Source organism: Wukongibacter baidiensis, assembly GCF_050888315.1.
Classification (GTDB): Bacteria; Bacillota; Clostridia; order Peptostreptococcales; family Caminicellaceae; genus Wukongibacter; species Wukongibacter baidiensis.
This window is the reverse complement of sequence record NZ_CP138202.1, coordinates 6,367,240-6,383,635: the sequence shown is the minus strand read 5'-3', so window position 1 is coordinate 6,383,635 and position 16,396 is coordinate 6,367,240. Positions and strand designations below refer to the sequence as shown.

Below are 16,396 nucleotides of genomic sequence, written 5' to 3'. Positions count from 1 at the left end.
TAGTTTACCTAACCCCTCGGTTGCTTCATCATTTAATCCTAGGTTAAGAACTGTATCCATCATTCCTGGCATGGAGATGACTGCTCCAGACCTTACAGATACTAATAATGGATTGTTTAAGTCTCCTAATTTTTTATTGGTTGTTTTTTCTAACTTATCAAGATTTTCAAAAATCATTTCTTTTACTGCTGAATCAATCTTTTTTCCATCTTCATAGTATTTGTTGCAAGCCTCAGTTGTTATGGTGAATCCTGCTGGAACAGGTAAACCAATTTTGCTCATTTCAGCAAGATTGGCGCCTTTCCCGCCTAGAAGGGCCTTCATTTCTTTATTTCCTTCATCAAAAGAGTAAACAAATTTCTTCATTATTTTCTCCCCCTATTTTTGCTTAATATATATTTAGATTAATAATTTCTAATTTTTATATAAGACCATTCTCTCTCATTATCTCCATGATAATGCTAGCACTCTCTTCAACAGCCTTACTGGAGACATCAATAACTGGACAACCAAGCTTCTTCATAATCTTTTCTGCATACTCCAATTCCTCTAAAATCCTCTCTAGATTTGCATAGGATGCATTGTTACTCAATCCTAATGCCTTTAATCTTTCTTGCCTAATTTCATTTAGTTTGATTGGATTCGCTGTTAATCCCATGATCTTTTTTGGTGGTATTTCAAAAAGCTCTTGTGGTAGCGGTGCTTCAGGCACTAAAGGTACATTAGCAACCTTTATATTTTTATGGGCTAAATACATACTTAAAGGCGTTTTTGAAGTCCTTGAAACCCCAATAAGTACTATATCAGCCTTCTTTATTCCCCTAGAATCTTTACCATCGTCATATTTTACTGCAAATTCAATCGCAGCCACTCTTTTAAAATATCTTTCATCTAGACGTCTCATGGTACCAGGAACATGTACTGGTTCATTTCCAACGACATTATGAAATGAACTTAGAAGTGGAGACATTATATCCACATATTGTATGTTATTCTTTTCACACTCAATAATTATCGTTTGCTTTAACTCTTCAATAACAGTTGTGAAAATAACTATTGATTTTAGGTTAGATGCTCTTTCAATTATATTTTCGATCTGCTCTTTTTCAGAGATATATGGAAATCTCTTTAGCACATAGTCAACATCTTTAAATTGTGCTGCCGCTGCCTTTGCAACTTGCTCACCAGTTTCTCCTATTGAATCTGATAAAATATAAACAAATAATCTTTCATCCATATTTCATTTCCTCCCATTTACAGATATAGTCCAATTCTATGAATCTGCTATTTCTATTAATAGCTTAGTAATATTAGTTTTTGATATTCTGCCTAAAACCTTAAGGTACTCTTTTCCTTCAATTAGATCCTTTTCAACAATTGGTAAGCTATCCACTTCATGTTCAATTATTTTCTGGGCCGCTTCAAGCACAGTCTCATTAGGAAAAACCGTAATAATATTAGGCATTCTTGTCATTATGACTCCAACAGGAATCTTATTTATATCCATTCCACCTATACAGCTTTTTAAAAAATCCTTCCTGGATACCACCCCAGTAAGAAAACCATCTGATACAACAAATATTGTTCCTACATCCTCTAAAAACATTGACACTATTGCATCATATACAGATGTTTTTTCATCTACCACAATAGGCACTGATTTTATATCATTGGCCTTAATCTCATTCACCTTATAAGATATTTCTTCCTTTTCTCCTTTACCAGTATAAAAATATCCAACCTTAGGTCTGGCTTCAAGAACTCCAGACATAGTCAATATTGCAAGGTCAGGTCTTAATGTAGCCCTGGTAAGGTTCAATTCATCGGCAATATGTTCGCTTGTAATTGGCTCGTTATCCTTTACTATTTCAATTATTCTTCTCTGTCGACTATTAAATTCTATAATAATCACCTCGTTTAAGCTAAATGTGTTATACTATTACTGCAATATTATATACTATTTATTTAAATTTGTCTCTAATTTTAGAAATTTTTATAAAAATTTTTAATTTTTCAACAAACAGCATAACACATTTGTGAAAATAGGGGGTTTTAACTACTAAAAAATGTTTGAACTCATAGCTAAATATAAATGGATAGCATAATCGCTATCCATATTATATGTCATTCTTTTGTTATTAGAATTCTATTTTATTATTAATATAATCTTCTAGTTCATCAATTTTTATTCTAACCTGCTCCATTGTATCTCTATCTCTTACAGTTACAGTGTTATCTTCTAATGTATCAAAATCTACTGTTATACATAATGGTGTTCCAGCTTCATCATGTCTTCTATATCTCTTACCGATACTACCTGATTCGTCATAATCCACCATAAACTTCTTTGCAAGCTTGCTGTATAGTTCTTCAGCTGGCTCCCTAAGTTTCTTAGTAAGAGGGAATATCGCTGCCTTAAATGGCGCTAATGCTGGGTGCAGTTTAAGAACTACCCTTTCTGAACCGTCTTCTAATTGCTCTTCTTCATATGCATCAACTAAGAATGCTAATGTTACTCTGTCTGCTCCAAGAGATGGCTCTATACAATAAGGAACGTATTTTTCATTTGTAACAGGATCTTGATAGCTCAAATCAACACCAGACTGCTCTATATGCTGCTTAAGATCAAAGTCAGTTCTATCAGCAATACCCCATAATTCTCCCCATCCAAATGGGAATCTGTATTCCACATCGGTAGTTGCATTACTATAGTGTGATAGCTCATCTTGTTCATGATCTCTAAGTCTAATATTTTCTTCCTTCATGTTAAGGCTTAAAAGCCAATTATTACAGAAATCCTTCCAGTAGCTAAACCATTTTAAATCTTCACCTGGCTCGCAGAAAAACTCTAATTCCATTTGCTCAAATTCTCTAGTTCTGAATGTAAAGTTTCCAGGAGTTATTTCGTTTCTGAATGATTTACCTATTTGACCAATTCCAAATGGAATCTTCTTTCTTGATGATCTTTGCACGTTCTTAAAGTTTACAAAGATACCCTGTGCAGTTTCTGGTCTTAAGAATATTTCTGCCTGAGAGTCCTCTACAACACCTTGGAATGTTTTAAACATAAGGTTGAACTGTCTTATGTTCGTAAAGTCTGCTTCACCACATTCAGGACATTTAATATCCTTATCGCTTATATATTTTTCCATTCTTTCATTTGACCATCCATCAACAACTTGTTCAGCTTCATTATTCTCTGCTAAATTATCTTCTATTAATTTATCAGCTCTAAATCTAGCTCTACACTTTTTACAATCCATAAGAGGATCATTAAAACCTCCAACGTGACCAGATGCAACCCATGTCTCAGGATTCATTAGTATTGCAGCATCTAATCCTACGTTATAAGGACTTTCTTGTATGAATTTTTTCCACCATGCCTTTTTTACATTATTCTTTAATTCAACACCTAATGGACCATAGTCCCAAGTATTAGCTAATCCACCATAAATCTCTGAACCTGAGAAAATAAATCCTCTTGATTTCGACAACGATACTACCTTATCCATTGTTGAACGTTCTTTTTTCGCCATAATGATACCTCCTAATATTCTATAGTTTTAAACTTTTAATTATAAGTTTAATTGCTTGAAAGGTCTATCAACAAAAACGACATCGTCGTTTTGTTTTCAAAAATAAAAAAACCCTTCATCCCTGAAAAGGGACGAAAGGTATACTTCCGCGGTTCCACCCTGATTGACGTATAAAACGTCCTCTTAAGCTAGTATTGCTCAGGAGCTCCCTTCACCAAGCTATTATATCGGATTTCCAGCATCACCGACTCTCTTTGATAACATTCTTAGTTACTCTTCTCCGTCAAAGCATTTCAATATTTTTTTATTGATTTTACCATACTGTATTCCATTTGTAAACAGTTTGACAACAAAATTTCTAGATTTAATCAAAATTTTTCATACTTATACCTACTTATTCTTCTATATCTTGCTCATTACTTTCTTGATAAATAACATTTTCCTTATTGTTCATCTTTGCAAGTCTATCTCTTGCAGTTTCTACTTTCTCTTTAACATTTTGAAAAGCATCCTCTGTTATATCCTGTATGTCAATAACTTCACCGTCGTCTTTAACTATTTCTAATCTGCATCCTGTAGCAAGTGCAGCTACAATACCAGCTATAGTTGCAGGTGGGAAAAATAGTGCTCCAAAGGCTCCTGCCGTAATTGGTATATTCATTACCGTTTCTCCATCTTTTCTTAAGTATATTCTTGTCACATTACCCATTCTAACAAGTTCCTTTAGTTTTTCAACAACATCATTTCCCATATCAGAAAAGTTGTTTCTAACATGATCATCATTTTTTTCCTTTGCTTCTAGATAAATTATTGCCTCTAAAACATCACCATCTGCTTCTTCTAAAGCTTCCTTAGCTTCCTGGTAGGATACACCAGTTCTTTCTCTAACCTCATCTACTTGCTCTAAAGTAAATTCCATTACCCATCACCTCTTTATTTTTATTAAAGTCAAACGAAAGGGTTCAATGCCCCTTGAGTTTTCATTTTATTTCCTTCAAACTATTTAGAAACTCTAAGCTCTTAAAGTTTTTTCTTTCAAGGTGAAATTTAATATAACTATCTATAACATAGTTCAACCTATTGGTTATCTTAGGATTTAGTTTTATTTTTGAAATTGTTACAATATCAGTTTGAAGTATGTATTTCATAACCTTAAGCATAGTCTCATTTAGTAAGAAAGTGTTAGCTCCGTATTTTCCTATACAATTATCACATATTAGACCACCTTGAGGAATGTTGAATCGTATTTTATCAAAGCTCCCACTTCCACAGCCTACACACTTATTTAACTCGGGCCTAAACCCGGAGTAATCCAATAGCTTTAGCTGAAATCCAAGTTTGATCAATTCAAGGTCTTGATCATTTTCTGTAATAACACTCAGTGTCTTTAAAAATGTATCAAATAGTCTGTTATTGGTTACTCCTTCAACTATGACAGAATCACATAACTCTGAGAAGTATGAGGCATATGCCAGCTTTGACAAATCTTCTCTTATTTTGTAAAAAGACTCATGGATATCTGCCGATGAGATATTGTCTAAATTCTTACCCCTTGAAATAACAAACTCACCAAAAACAAAAATATGTGAAGCTGGAGACAACTTCGACTTAGGTCTTCTTCCACCCTTTGAGACTGCTCTTATTTTTCCAAGCTTTCTAGAAAATAAGGTTAATATAACATCTGACTCTGAAATCTTATTTTTTCTTAAGACCACAGCATCGGTCTTATAAATCATTGCATCACCTCAGCGAAATATTCTGCGTTCCCCCAATTTCAGCTTCTTCACTTTGTTCACTGAAGCCGGAGCCTTCAGCTTCCATTTTCCTTAACTCTAAATAAAAACTTAAATCCCCTGTTGTCAAAAATAAGTTCCATAAGTTTTCTTTATACACCTTTTATACCCCCTTCTAAGTATTGTACTCTTATTTTTTGCAATGGGGAGGTGTATATACTAGAAATTTTTGTTAGAGGAAAAAAAATTGTCTACATAACTAGTTTATTCAATAATATAGAAGTAAGTGTAAAATATATTGATAAACCTGTTATATCAATTGTAGTAGTTATAAAAGGAGCCGATGCCACAGCTGGATCTACACCAATCCTTTTGAATATAAGTGGAACCAAGGTTCCTATGGTGGCAGCCGTTAGCATATTTGCCCACATTGAAATTCCAACTACAAAGCTTAAAACCAGCTCTCCTCTTTGTAGAAACAAAGTTACAATAGCTGCTATTATACTACAGCAAAGACCAACCAGGAACCCAACACATATTTCTTGAATTAAGGTCTTAAATACCTCTTTTCCATGAATATTACCTACTGCAATCCCTCTTACGGTTAGAGTTGATGACTGAGTCCCAACATTTCCTCCCATTCCAGCAAGCAGAGGCATAAATAAAGCTAATGTTGCGTTTTTGTCTATTACTGTTTGAAATCCTCCTATTATCTGGGCAGATAACAATCCACCAAATAAAGTGACTATGAGCCAGGGTAATCTAGATTTTACTGAGGCGAATATTCTTGCAAAAATATTATCTTCTTCAATATCTTCTGTTTCAGAAGTACCGGCAAATTTGTAGATATCCTCAGTAGCTTCTTCTTCAATAACATCTATAATATCATCTACTGTTATTATACCCATTATTCTATTACCATCATCAACAACTGGTATCGCTAAAAGGTCATATTTTGAAACCTTTCGTGCTACATCCTCTTGATCCGTTCTTAGGTTAACACTAATGACCTTCTCATGCATTATTTCTCCAATAATGCTATTTGGCTTGCTAACGATTAACTCCCTTAATGACAAAACTCCTACTAGTCTCTCTTTTTGATCTACAACATAGACATAGTATATTGTCTCTGCATCACTGGATTTTTCTCTAAGATCTTCAATTGCTTGATAGATTGTTATATCTTTTCTAACTGTAATATACTCCTTGGTCATGATACCACCAGCGGTATCTTCTTCATAAATAAGGAGTTCTCTTACATCCTTAGCGTCTTCTAAATCTAGTAACGAAATTATTTCTTTACGCTTTTCTTCACTAAGCTCTGCTAGTTGATCAACTATATCATCCTGAGCCATTTGGTCAAGAATAAGTATTTTTTGCTCTCTCTTGAAAATTTCCAAAAGCTCAACGAAGGTATCTGAGTCAACTTCCTCAAGTACCTTACTAGCCTGTTCCCAGGAAAGAATGCTGAAAAACTTCTCTTGTCTGTCATCATCAAGCTCGAGTAGGATTTCAGCTACATCTGCAGGGTGGAGTTCTTCAATATATTCACTTAACTTTAAGTCTTCACCATTTTCTAAAAAATCTTCTACTATATTTAATCTATCTATAAATTTTTCACTGCTAGGCTTTGTCATACTCACACCCCCTTTAGTTAAGGACGCGGTAACTACATGTATCCAAGATTCCTTAACATACTTTCCTTATCTCTCCAATCTTTTTTAACCTTTACCCATATTTCCATAAATACCTTTGATCCAAGGAGTCTTTCAATCTCTTCCCTTGAACTCTTTCCGACACCTTTTATTTTCTTTCCGTTTTTCCCAATAATTATTGCTTTATGGGAATTTCTCTCGCAGTATATAGTAACATCTACATCAATTATATCCTTATCTTCCCTTTGTCTCATAAAGTTAACAACTACGGCTACTCCATGCGGCACTTCCTCATGAAGATAATGGAGAAGCTTCTCCCTTACTATTTCCGAAACTACAAATCTTTCGGGCTGATCGGTTATCATATCTGAAGGGAAATATTGAGGTCCATCTGGCAATCTATCAATAAGTTTATCAATAAGCTTATCAACGTTTTTACCATTTATAGCTGATAGACCCATTATTTCATCAAATATACCATACTCACTGTAGGCTTCATAAAGCTTCTTATATTCATCGGGTCCCAAAATATCAATTTTGTTTATACCAAGTATAACCGGTGTTTTTACATCCTTTAACATCTCAAGTATATACCTATCTCCAGGACCTATTTGTGTAGATTCATCTACCATGAAAACTATAACATCTACTTCATTCAATGTATCCTTTGCAGCCTTTACCATATTCTCACCTAATTTATTTTTAGGCTTATGGATACCTGGAGTATCTAGAAACACTATTTGAGACTCATCACCATTGTATATTGTTTGAATCTTGTTTCTAGTAGTTTGAGGCTTATTCGACATTATTAATATTTTCTGTCCAACTATATTATTTATCAATGTAGATTTTCCTACATTTGGTCTTCCGATTATTGTTACAAATCCTGATTTGAAGGCCAAAATATTCACCACCTATGTATTTTTATTATTTTCAACTTCTTGTTTTTAAATAGCTTATACCTTTACTAAAATTTTACTATATTTTCTATTTTGTATAAACAAATTTCTTTATAATAAACTTTCTTACTTAGTAACTATATTTAAACCGTTTGGAACCACTTGGAACCATGTAATTCCCGGATTTAAGCTTATTTCATTTCCATTAGAATCATAGAATCTTGTAAGCTCTCTTCTAGAAGGCTTTTTCCAACTTACCTCCATAGCTTTCCCATTAGTTATATAAAGACCTTTTCCACTTCCTATTAAGTTCATTTCAAGTCTTCCTACACTGTCAATAACCCTTTGTCCAGCATATTGAACAATTACATTTTTCGCTGTTAGATGAATTTTTGATGTCTCATCTAAATGTGGTTTATTATTTACATATCTATAGTATAAGCCATCTTCTTTGTTGTACTTGAATCCTGAAGAATACTTTTTATCTCTATAAGGAATTTTTATTTCGTTTAATTCCTTTCCTTCAATCTCCATGTCTTTTTCATTAAATTGTAGTGTTTCAAAGTTACCATTTTTATTGTACTTTCTTCTTTTAGATTGCTTCATAATTGCTGCGTAGTTTGTATACATATTGTTTGGTATTGGCTTGTGCTTCTTTCTCCAGAATATATCTCCACCACTCGATAAACCATCGATATCTGCCATTTTTAAAGATTTTATGTCAGACTTGGCTTGCTCACTTCCACCAACGTGAACATACAGTGGATCGTATTCCAATGCCTTATCTAAAAAGTACGGTCTAGCACTTCTTACTGGTCCAATTGTTTCAGGCTTATTTGTGTATATAATTGCTAAATAACGAGTAATATTACCTTCAGCCAATATCTCATATACAATATCCGCTTCACTTAGTCCAGCTTGTGGTCTAGCTTTATAGTAGTTATCAAGCATAACTGCAATAGGTCTATCATTTAATCTTTCCTTATCTATGTACATTCCTGTTAAAGGTGACTTAACTTTATTTTCTAAGTCAATAATTTCTTCCTCTGTATCCTTGTCCTCTTCATCCTCTTTAATCTCACTACTATCGTCTACAACGATTTCTATACTGTCCTTATCGTCTTTCCCTGTTTCGCTTGAAACCACTTCCGTTTCAGAAGGAGTATCTGTAGAAACTTCAGTATTTTTACAACCAACTAATAACGCAAGAATCAATACTACAACTAATACTTTTTTCATTTTTTGTCCCCCTTGTCTTTTACTAAGTTTGATTTTTTTTACTAAGTTCGATTTTCTTTACCCTTCTGTTTTGTACTTCTAAAACCTTAAATATTATATTGTTATACTCTATAACATCTCCTACCTTAGGTATTCTCCCAAGTAGGTTAAAAACAAATCCACCAAGGGACTCATAGTCATCCAATGGTATATTCTCTCCTAGAATTTCATTGGTTTCTTCTATTGATATTGTTGAATTAACTATCACAATATTTTCGTCGATAAACTCTATTAAGTCTTTCTCATCATCGTATTCATCTAATATGTCGCCAACTATTTCTTCTAAGATGTCTTCGATTGTCACAAGCCCTAATGTCCCTCCATATTCATCTAAAACTATTGCCATATGCACCTTCTCCAGCTGCATTTCGGTTAACAAGTCAATTGCCTTCTTGCTCTGGGGTACATAGTATGCAGGGCGAATGAAGCTACTTATCTTAAGATTTTCTTTACCTTCACTCAAATAACATGCTAGAAGGTCTTTAGCATAAACGACTCCAATAATATTATCAATTGACTCGTCAATAATAGGGATTCTTGAGTAGCCATATTCTATTACCTTTTTTATTGCATTTTCAATTGATGTATCTTCTTCTAAGTACACAGTATCTATTCTAGGAACCATTACCTCTGTAACCTTGATATCACCTATCTCAAAAATACTTTCAATCATATCCCTCTCTTGCTTTTCTATAATTCCTGCTTCTTCACCTACATCAACTAAGGTTTTTATTTCTTCCTCAGATACGGTATTTCTATTACCCGATATATTTCCTCCTAAGCTTCTGATAAGGACCTGGGTTATCTTATTTAAAATAAATAGAATAGGACTAAATATCGTTGAAAGAATTTCTAAAGGTCTCCCCAGTTTCATAGCGACCTTTTCTGGATTATAGGATGAATAGGTTTTTGGCGTAATTTCACCAAACACCAAAATTAAGATGGTCATAGTTACTGTAACTAAAAGTGTAGCCTGTTCACCAGTGACAATACTAAGAGTAAGCTCAGTAGCAATGGCTGTAGCTGCAATATTAACAATATTATTGCCAATAAGTATAGTAGCTAAAATCTTAGACGATTTATCTAACAATCTATCTAAAATCTCTGCTTTCTTTACACCCTTCTTCTTTAATTGCTTTATTTTTATTATATTTAATGATGATAAAGAAGTTTCAGCACTAGAGAATAAACCCGATAAACAAAGTAAAATTACTAAAATGACTAATCTAATCATTATAGCGTAATCCACTACCCTTCCTCCTATATATACAGACATATACTTCAGACTAAAAACTCAAAAATACTTTTAGGCCTCTAAAAGGGAGTAGTAAATACCACCCCCTCTTAATTGTTTGAATTTTTGATTGCTTATATAGAGTTCGTATAGTAGCACTCTATACCTATAGTATTAATAAATTAACTGAAATATAAACAAAGTAATTAGTGCTCCAAGAAACGCACCTACTAAAACCTGCATAAAAGAATGTATTCCTGCTTCAATGCGGCTTTGGACTACTAAAAGAGCTAAAATAAATGCCAAAGTAATTATTAAGGTATTTTTTGACAGGAAAACCACTGCCATAAAAATTGAAAAGGATACAGCAGCATGGCCACTAGGCATTCCTCCTCTTAAAGGAGTCCCTTTTCCAAAGTAAGCTTTGACTCCTATAGAAACAAATATTACTATTATAAGACTTATAAAGGTAATATGTATTGGCATAGCCCTTACCTTGTATATTAATATAAGAGAAATTTCGTCTAGTTTATCATAAAATATTATATAGGCAACAATAATTGAATTCACTGCAGAAACCAAAACAGCCCCTGCAGCTACATTCTTAGCTATTTTAGCCAATTCATGATATTTATCTGTTATTAAATCAATGGTAGCCTCTATGGATGTATTTATCATCTCAGCAATGATTACTAAGGCTATTGTAATGAATAGCACTAGAGTCTCTACCTTCGACAAGTGAAAAAAAACACTGCCAAATAAAACTAGAACCGCAATTACAAAGTGTATTCTCATGTTTCTTTGAGTCTTTAAGGTATAAATAATACCTTCAAAAGCATAATTAAAGCTGTCCAATAATTTTTTTGCTTTCATAATATTCCACCATTATTATCCCATAACCCTGGATTATTTAGGATTCTCTTAGTATACCCAATAGTTCCAATACTTTTTCCTCTTTCTGCCTCATCAACTTTGTATTTTCCTCAGTGTCATGGTCATAACCAAGTAGATGAAACATACTGTGGCTAGTTAGAAAAGCAACTTCTCTTTCAAAGGAGTGTCCATATTCTTCGGCTTGCTCCTTAGCTTTTTCTAAGGATATAACTATGTCTCCTAATACAACTATATTATTCTCTTCTTTAATTAATTCTTGATTTTCATATTGAGGAAAGGATAAGACATCTGTCTCCTTGTCTTTTCCTCTAAAATCTCTGTTTAATACTTTTATTTCATTATTATCAACAAAGGATAAGCTTACTTCTATATCATTGCCAATATTTTCAACTTCTAAAGACTTCTCTACAACTTTATTTAGAAGTTCGATTAGCTCCTCCTTATATTCAATAATATCCTGATTATTTATTATATCTAAATCTATCACTTAGATGCCTCCAATTCTTCATTGTTGATTTCTGGATATTCTATTCTCTCATGGAATATACCCATTAAAATGTTTACAAATGTTTTTCTGATTGTTTCTAAATCCTTAAAGGTTAAGTCACAATCGTGTAATTGACCTTCATTATGTTTTCCTTCAATAATCTTTTTAACAAGGTCCTCGATATTATCCTTTGTTGGTTCGGATAGACTCCTTACAGCAGCTTCAACTGAGTCAGCTAGCATTACAATTGCTGCTTCCTTAGATTGTGGAGTAGGACCTTTATATTTAAAGTCTTTAGGATCAACATCATTTATCTCATCATTTTCATTCATAGCCTTATGATAAAAATATTTAACCAGTGTATCACCATGATGCTGCTCAATAATATCAATTATGTCATTAGGGATCTTATGTTCATGTGCAAGTTTTACTCCATCTTGAACATGACTTCGGATTATATTAGAGCTCAAATAAGGAGAAATCTTATCATGGGGATTATCCGATGTCAATTGATTTTCCTTAAAGAAGTAAGGTCTTTTTAGTTTCCCTATATCATGATAATATGATCCAACTCTAGCTAAAAGGCTATTGCAGCCTATGGCTTGAGCAGCAGCTTCGCTTAGGTTTCCAACGATTATACTATGGTGATAAGTCCCCGGTGCCTCAACTAACAGTCTTTTAAGAATCGGATGATTCGGGTTCGATAATTCTAGAAGCTTTATAGGAGTCAAAATGTTAAAAATATATTCCCATAAAGGCAATGAACCTATTGTTAGTATTGAACAAAACACCCCATTTAGTATACCATAAAAACCATTTATTAGAATATCTTTTGCACCAAATCCTTTAATTAAGCCAAAGCCTAAAATAAGAATCAAGTTTGTTAAACTAACTAACAAGCCAGACACAAAGATTCCTGACCTTTGATGGGTATTGGATGCACTAATAGCTGCAACAGTACCAGCAGTCAATAGCATTACAAATACCATGAGACTATTACCCGTTGCTAATGTAATCAATATCGACAAGAATATATTTAAAACAATCGCCACAATCGGATTGATAAGTATTCCGATCAACATCGAAGAAGATGCAATCGGTATTAGATAGCTCGATATACTATTAAAAGGCTTCGCTAAAACAAAGGCCATCAGGAATACTATAGTAATAAGGTATAAGTTTGAAATCTTGTTTGTTAGCTCATTATTAAAGAAGTATATATAAGCGATAAGAATTAACTCAAGGAGCACAATAATAAGAACTACTCCTAACAATGGCTTTACATCCCTGTTGTTTTCTTTATGGATAAGCCCTGCCTCAGTTAAAAATTTAAAATCCTTTTCGGTTATTACTTCTCCTTCACCTACTATAATCTGACCCTTATAAATATAAACCTTGTCCACTTTTTTAATTGCATCATTAATTTTTTCCTGTGTTAATTTTTTATCTAAATAAATATTTTCTTTAATTGAATTGTTTACTATTTTTATTCCTATGGTCTTTAGATTGTCAGATATTCCTTCTAAAGCCATAAAGTATTCCTCAATCTTTTCTTTTTTATTGTCTAATTCTTCTTTTTTTATACCTGTTGTCATCACCTGTACAATAAAATCATGGGTATATCCTTCGAAATTCTTTAGAGTATCTTCCTTTGAATTTAGTAATATACCTAGGTCACGCTTGCTAAGATCAAATTCATTATATTTATTTAGTGATTCAACAATCTCATTATAGTTACTTTTCGTTTCTTCACGTACTTCCTTTAATTCATATAAATTCTTAAAGAATGTTTCTATCTTATTCTTTATATTTATTTGTATTGTAGGATCTACTTCTTCCTTAGGCTCAACTGCTTGAATTGCCTTTTCAATTGCCTTAGCAGTGGCCTCCTTATCCTCTATATCTTGTGGAGCCTTGATATCGGCCGGTGCAACTTCTCCTACCTTTAAGTCATATTTTTTGGGTGAGACTGTAGTGTAAAAGCTTGAGAATATTACTACAAAAAATAGTAAAGATAGAATTACAACATTAAATGTTTTGTTCTTAGCGATTTTATTTTCAAAGATCCTTCTAAAAAGCCTGTCCAAACTTTGTAGAAAAGCCACAAAGCTTCCCCCCTCTTTTCATAACAAATGTGCCAAAGGCACTTACTATATATAGTACGATAAACATCTCACATTCTGGATATTTGACATCTAGCGTTTCTGGAGATGTTACATCTTAGGAATGTAATAGATTTTTTCGTAACTTATATAGGTTGCATTCTGATTCAAGATTAATTTTCTTGAGTAATGATTAAACAAGTTTTTTTATGACCATATATATATTATAACTCAAAAAAGCCTTCACTAGAAACCCTACAGAAAATTTATTTGCTTCGAATTTCCATAAAATGATTAAAACAAAGAAACAGATAAAATTCACTTTTATGATTTCTATGTATTTTACAATGTTAAAAGACTTAAAAATGAGGGGCTCTATGTCCCCCTCTCTATTTCTTCCTTTTATTCGGTTTATTTCCAAATGCATCATAGGCCTTTATTATTTTTTGTACTAGTCCATGTCTTACAACGTCTTTATCCGAAAGGCGTATAAAATCAATCCCATTTACTCCTTTCAAAACCTGCATAGCATGCTCAAGCCCAGATTGTTTCCCCTTTGGTAAGTCGATCTGCGTAATATCTCCATTTATAACAGCCTTTGATCCAATACCTATTCTAGTCAGAAACATCTTCATTTGAGCCCTAGTAGTATTCTGAGCCTCATCCAAAATTATAAAAGAATCATCAAGGGTCCTACCTCTCATATATGCCAAGGGAGCTACCTCAATCATTCCTCTTTCTTTATATTTCAAGTAAGTCTCTCCGCCTAATATATCATAGAGGGCATCATATAATGGCCTAAGGTATGGATCTACCTTCATCTGAAGATCTCCTGGTAAAAATCCAAGACTTTCTCCGGCCTCAACTGCTGGTCTAGTTAAAATTATTCTATTTACCTCTTTATTTTTAAAGGCTTTTACAGCCATAGCTACTGCCAGATAACTTTTCCCCGTCCCAGCAGGACCTACTCCAAACACAACGTCTCTCTTTTTGATAGCCTCAATATACTTCTTTTGCCCCAGGGTTTTAGGTTTAATCTGCTTTCCTCTAGCTGTTATACAAACAATATCACCAAGTATCTCATCTATTTTATCTCCTTCACCATTGTTAAATAAGCCTATTGTATACATTATTTTTTGCCTATCTAAGCTTTCGCCAGCCTTTATTATCTCTATCATTTTTTTTAGTACTTTACTTGCTGATTGTATTTTCGATTCATCCCCAAGGACTATTAAATCGCCATTCCTCGATACAACGTGAACATCATACTTTTCTTCAATTATTTTAATATTTTCGTCTAGATTTCCAAATAGTTCATCTAAAAAATTTATATTTTCAATTTTTATCCTTATTTCGTTTTGCTCCTGCAATATTACTCCTCCTCATGTATACTAAATATTTTTTCCATACCTATCGATTCTAATACCTCTACTATTAAATGACCCTTGATAACACTTCCTTGTTTTTTATAATCAATTGACCGTTTAATAATTTTCCCATCCTCTGGAATATCCTTTATTACATTCACTAGTAGAAAATCCTTTAAAGATTTTCTTATAACATCCTCAGGAACTTTCTTCTTCTGCTCAACTATTTCAAAGTACTGCTCAATAACAATTTCTACAGGAAACTTAATATTCCTCCATTTTGTTAGACTTTTATTTTTTACTTCAATTACATATTTATCAAAGGGAACCGATCCTTTAGAAACTGTAAATGACGTATCACCAATTTTAAAGATCCTTCTAGTAAATTTTCTACCGGTCTTTATTTTTTTTACTTTATAGATTGGCATTACTTTAGACTTCTCATAATACGTTCTAGCATATACTTCCCCCATGGAGTGTACAAAACGCGGCGGAAGCCCTTCTCTTTCAATTTTACCATCAATAAGTATCTGGTTTTGTTTTACTATATCTCCTTTTTTTACGGCAGCATCTCCGCTTTTTGCAATTATTTTTTCGATTACTCCATTCTTTGTTGCTACTATATGACATGGTGTATCCTTTTCAACCTTCTCAGGCCGTTCATCCTTCTCTACTACCTCAATTCTAATTTTTGTCCCTTTAACTTCTACGCCTACCCAAGCCAATCTATCATGGGTGATGAGTAAACCATCCTTTATTTCCGATTTATTCAATGTATATTTAAATACGCCTGCTTTAACTCCTATACTTTCTAATGACTCTAATATTTCTCTCTTCGATACATTATTATTGCCTTGAATTTCTACGTCCCATACAAAGGAAGTGAAGCCAATAATTAATAATACACTTAACACTAGACCTACTGCAACTATTTTTTTCCTTTTTAGCTTAAAAATGAAAAAAGGAAAACCTATCTTCATCTTTATTTTTGACCTACATCCTGTTTTTTTCAATACTTTTCTAAGCTCTTTGTATCCTCTCCCACCTACCTTACCTTCAATAGTAGTATAATTTATTCTGCGAATGTCCCATAAATAGATTCCATCTTCAATAGCCAAGTTCAATGTTCTTTCTAAGTTAAGTCCTTCAAGTCTAAAAAGAACATATCCTCTAAAAAAATTCCATATTCTTAAGATCAACAATTTATAACA

General features: G+C 33.1%; 16 protein-coding genes and 1 other annotated feature. All 16 genes read right to left on the bottom strand.

Going from position 1 to position 16,396, the window contains the following annotated elements:
* Nucleotides 1–366: PEP/pyruvate-binding domain-containing protein (locus R9X47_RS29305; RefSeq protein ID WP_432664604.1), on the bottom strand; the 366-nt coding region annotated here is incomplete at its 3' end.
* A 55-nt stretch (nt 367–421) separates the two neighbouring features.
* Nucleotides 422–1,237, bottom strand: a complete 816-nt coding sequence (locus R9X47_RS29300) for a pyruvate, water dikinase regulatory protein (RefSeq protein ID WP_432664603.1) — start codon at nt 1,235–1,237, stop codon at nt 422–424.
* A 36-nt stretch (nt 1,238–1,273) separates the two neighbouring features.
* Nucleotides 1,274–1,903: a helix-turn-helix transcriptional regulator gene (locus tag R9X47_RS29295; protein WP_432667710.1), complete on the bottom strand. Its 630-nt coding sequence runs from the start codon at nt 1,901–1,903 to the stop codon at nt 1,274–1,276.
* A gap of 235 nt (nt 1,904–2,138) precedes the next feature.
* Nucleotides 2,139–3,536, bottom strand: coding sequence for a glycine--tRNA ligase (locus R9X47_RS29290; protein ID WP_432664602.1), 1,398 nt, complete (start codon nt 3,534–3,536; stop codon nt 2,139–2,141).
* 124 nt (nt 3,537–3,660) lie between these two features.
* Nucleotides 3,661–3,832 (bottom strand) — a binding site (T-box leader).
* Between the two features lie 98 nt (nt 3,833–3,930).
* On the bottom strand, nt 3,931–4,455 hold the full coding sequence (locus tag R9X47_RS29285; RefSeq protein ID WP_432664601.1) for a DUF4342 domain-containing protein: 525 nt from the start codon (nt 4,453–4,455) through the stop codon (nt 3,931–3,933).
* A gap of 61 nt (nt 4,456–4,516) precedes the next feature.
* On the bottom strand, nt 4,517–5,272 hold the full coding sequence (gene recO / locus R9X47_RS29280) for a DNA repair protein RecO (protein WP_432664600.1): 756 nt from the start codon (nt 5,270–5,272) through the stop codon (nt 4,517–4,519).
* Between the two features lie 4 nt (nt 5,273–5,276).
* Nucleotides 5,277–5,429: a hypothetical protein gene (locus tag R9X47_RS29275; RefSeq protein ID WP_432664599.1), complete on the bottom strand. Its 153-nt coding sequence runs from the start codon at nt 5,427–5,429 to the stop codon at nt 5,277–5,279.
* A gap of 91 nt (nt 5,430–5,520) precedes the next feature.
* Entirely contained in the window at nt 5,521–6,906 is a 1,386-nt protein-coding gene (gene mgtE, locus R9X47_RS29270; protein WP_432664598.1) for a magnesium transporter, read from the bottom strand.
* Between the two features lie 32 nt (nt 6,907–6,938).
* The gene (gene era, locus R9X47_RS29265; protein ID WP_432664597.1) at nt 6,939–7,826 is read right to left on the bottom strand and encodes a GTPase Era; all 888 of its coding nucleotides are present in this window, start codon (nt 7,824–7,826) and stop codon (nt 6,939–6,941) included.
* Between the two features lie 123 nt (nt 7,827–7,949).
* A complete protein-coding gene (locus R9X47_RS29260; RefSeq protein ID WP_432664596.1) occupies nt 7,950–9,062 on the bottom strand; it encodes a DUF3048 domain-containing protein in 1,113 nt (370 codons plus the stop codon).
* 22 nt (nt 9,063–9,084) lie between these two features.
* The gene (locus tag R9X47_RS29255; protein WP_432664595.1) at nt 9,085–10,350 is read right to left on the bottom strand and encodes a hemolysin family protein; all 1,266 of its coding nucleotides are present in this window, start codon (nt 10,348–10,350) and stop codon (nt 9,085–9,087) included.
* A gap of 159 nt (nt 10,351–10,509) precedes the next feature.
* Nucleotides 10,510–11,208, bottom strand: coding sequence for a diacylglycerol kinase (locus tag R9X47_RS29250; RefSeq protein ID WP_432664594.1), 699 nt, complete (start codon nt 11,206–11,208; stop codon nt 10,510–10,512).
* 37 nt (nt 11,209–11,245) lie between these two features.
* On the bottom strand, nt 11,246–11,716 hold the full coding sequence (ybeY, locus tag R9X47_RS29245; protein ID WP_432664593.1) for an rRNA maturation RNase YbeY: 471 nt from the start codon (nt 11,714–11,716) through the stop codon (nt 11,246–11,248).
* Nucleotides 11,713–13,821: an HD family phosphohydrolase gene (locus tag R9X47_RS29240; RefSeq protein WP_432664592.1), complete on the bottom strand. Its 2,109-nt coding sequence runs from the start codon at nt 13,819–13,821 to the stop codon at nt 11,713–11,715. Before R9X47_RS29240 ends, ybeY begins: the two co-directional genes overlap by 4 nt.
* A 386-nt stretch (nt 13,822–14,207) precedes the next feature.
* Complete coding sequence (locus tag R9X47_RS29235; RefSeq protein ID WP_432664591.1) at nt 14,208–15,188, bottom strand: PhoH family protein; 981 nt, start codon at nt 15,186–15,188, stop codon at nt 14,208–14,210.
* A gap of 2 nt (nt 15,189–15,190) precedes the next feature.
* A complete protein-coding gene (gene yqfD / locus R9X47_RS29230; RefSeq protein ID WP_432664590.1) occupies nt 15,191–16,387 on the bottom strand; it encodes a sporulation protein YqfD in 1,197 nt (398 codons plus the stop codon).
* Between the last annotated feature and the right edge of the window lie 9 nt (nt 16,388–16,396).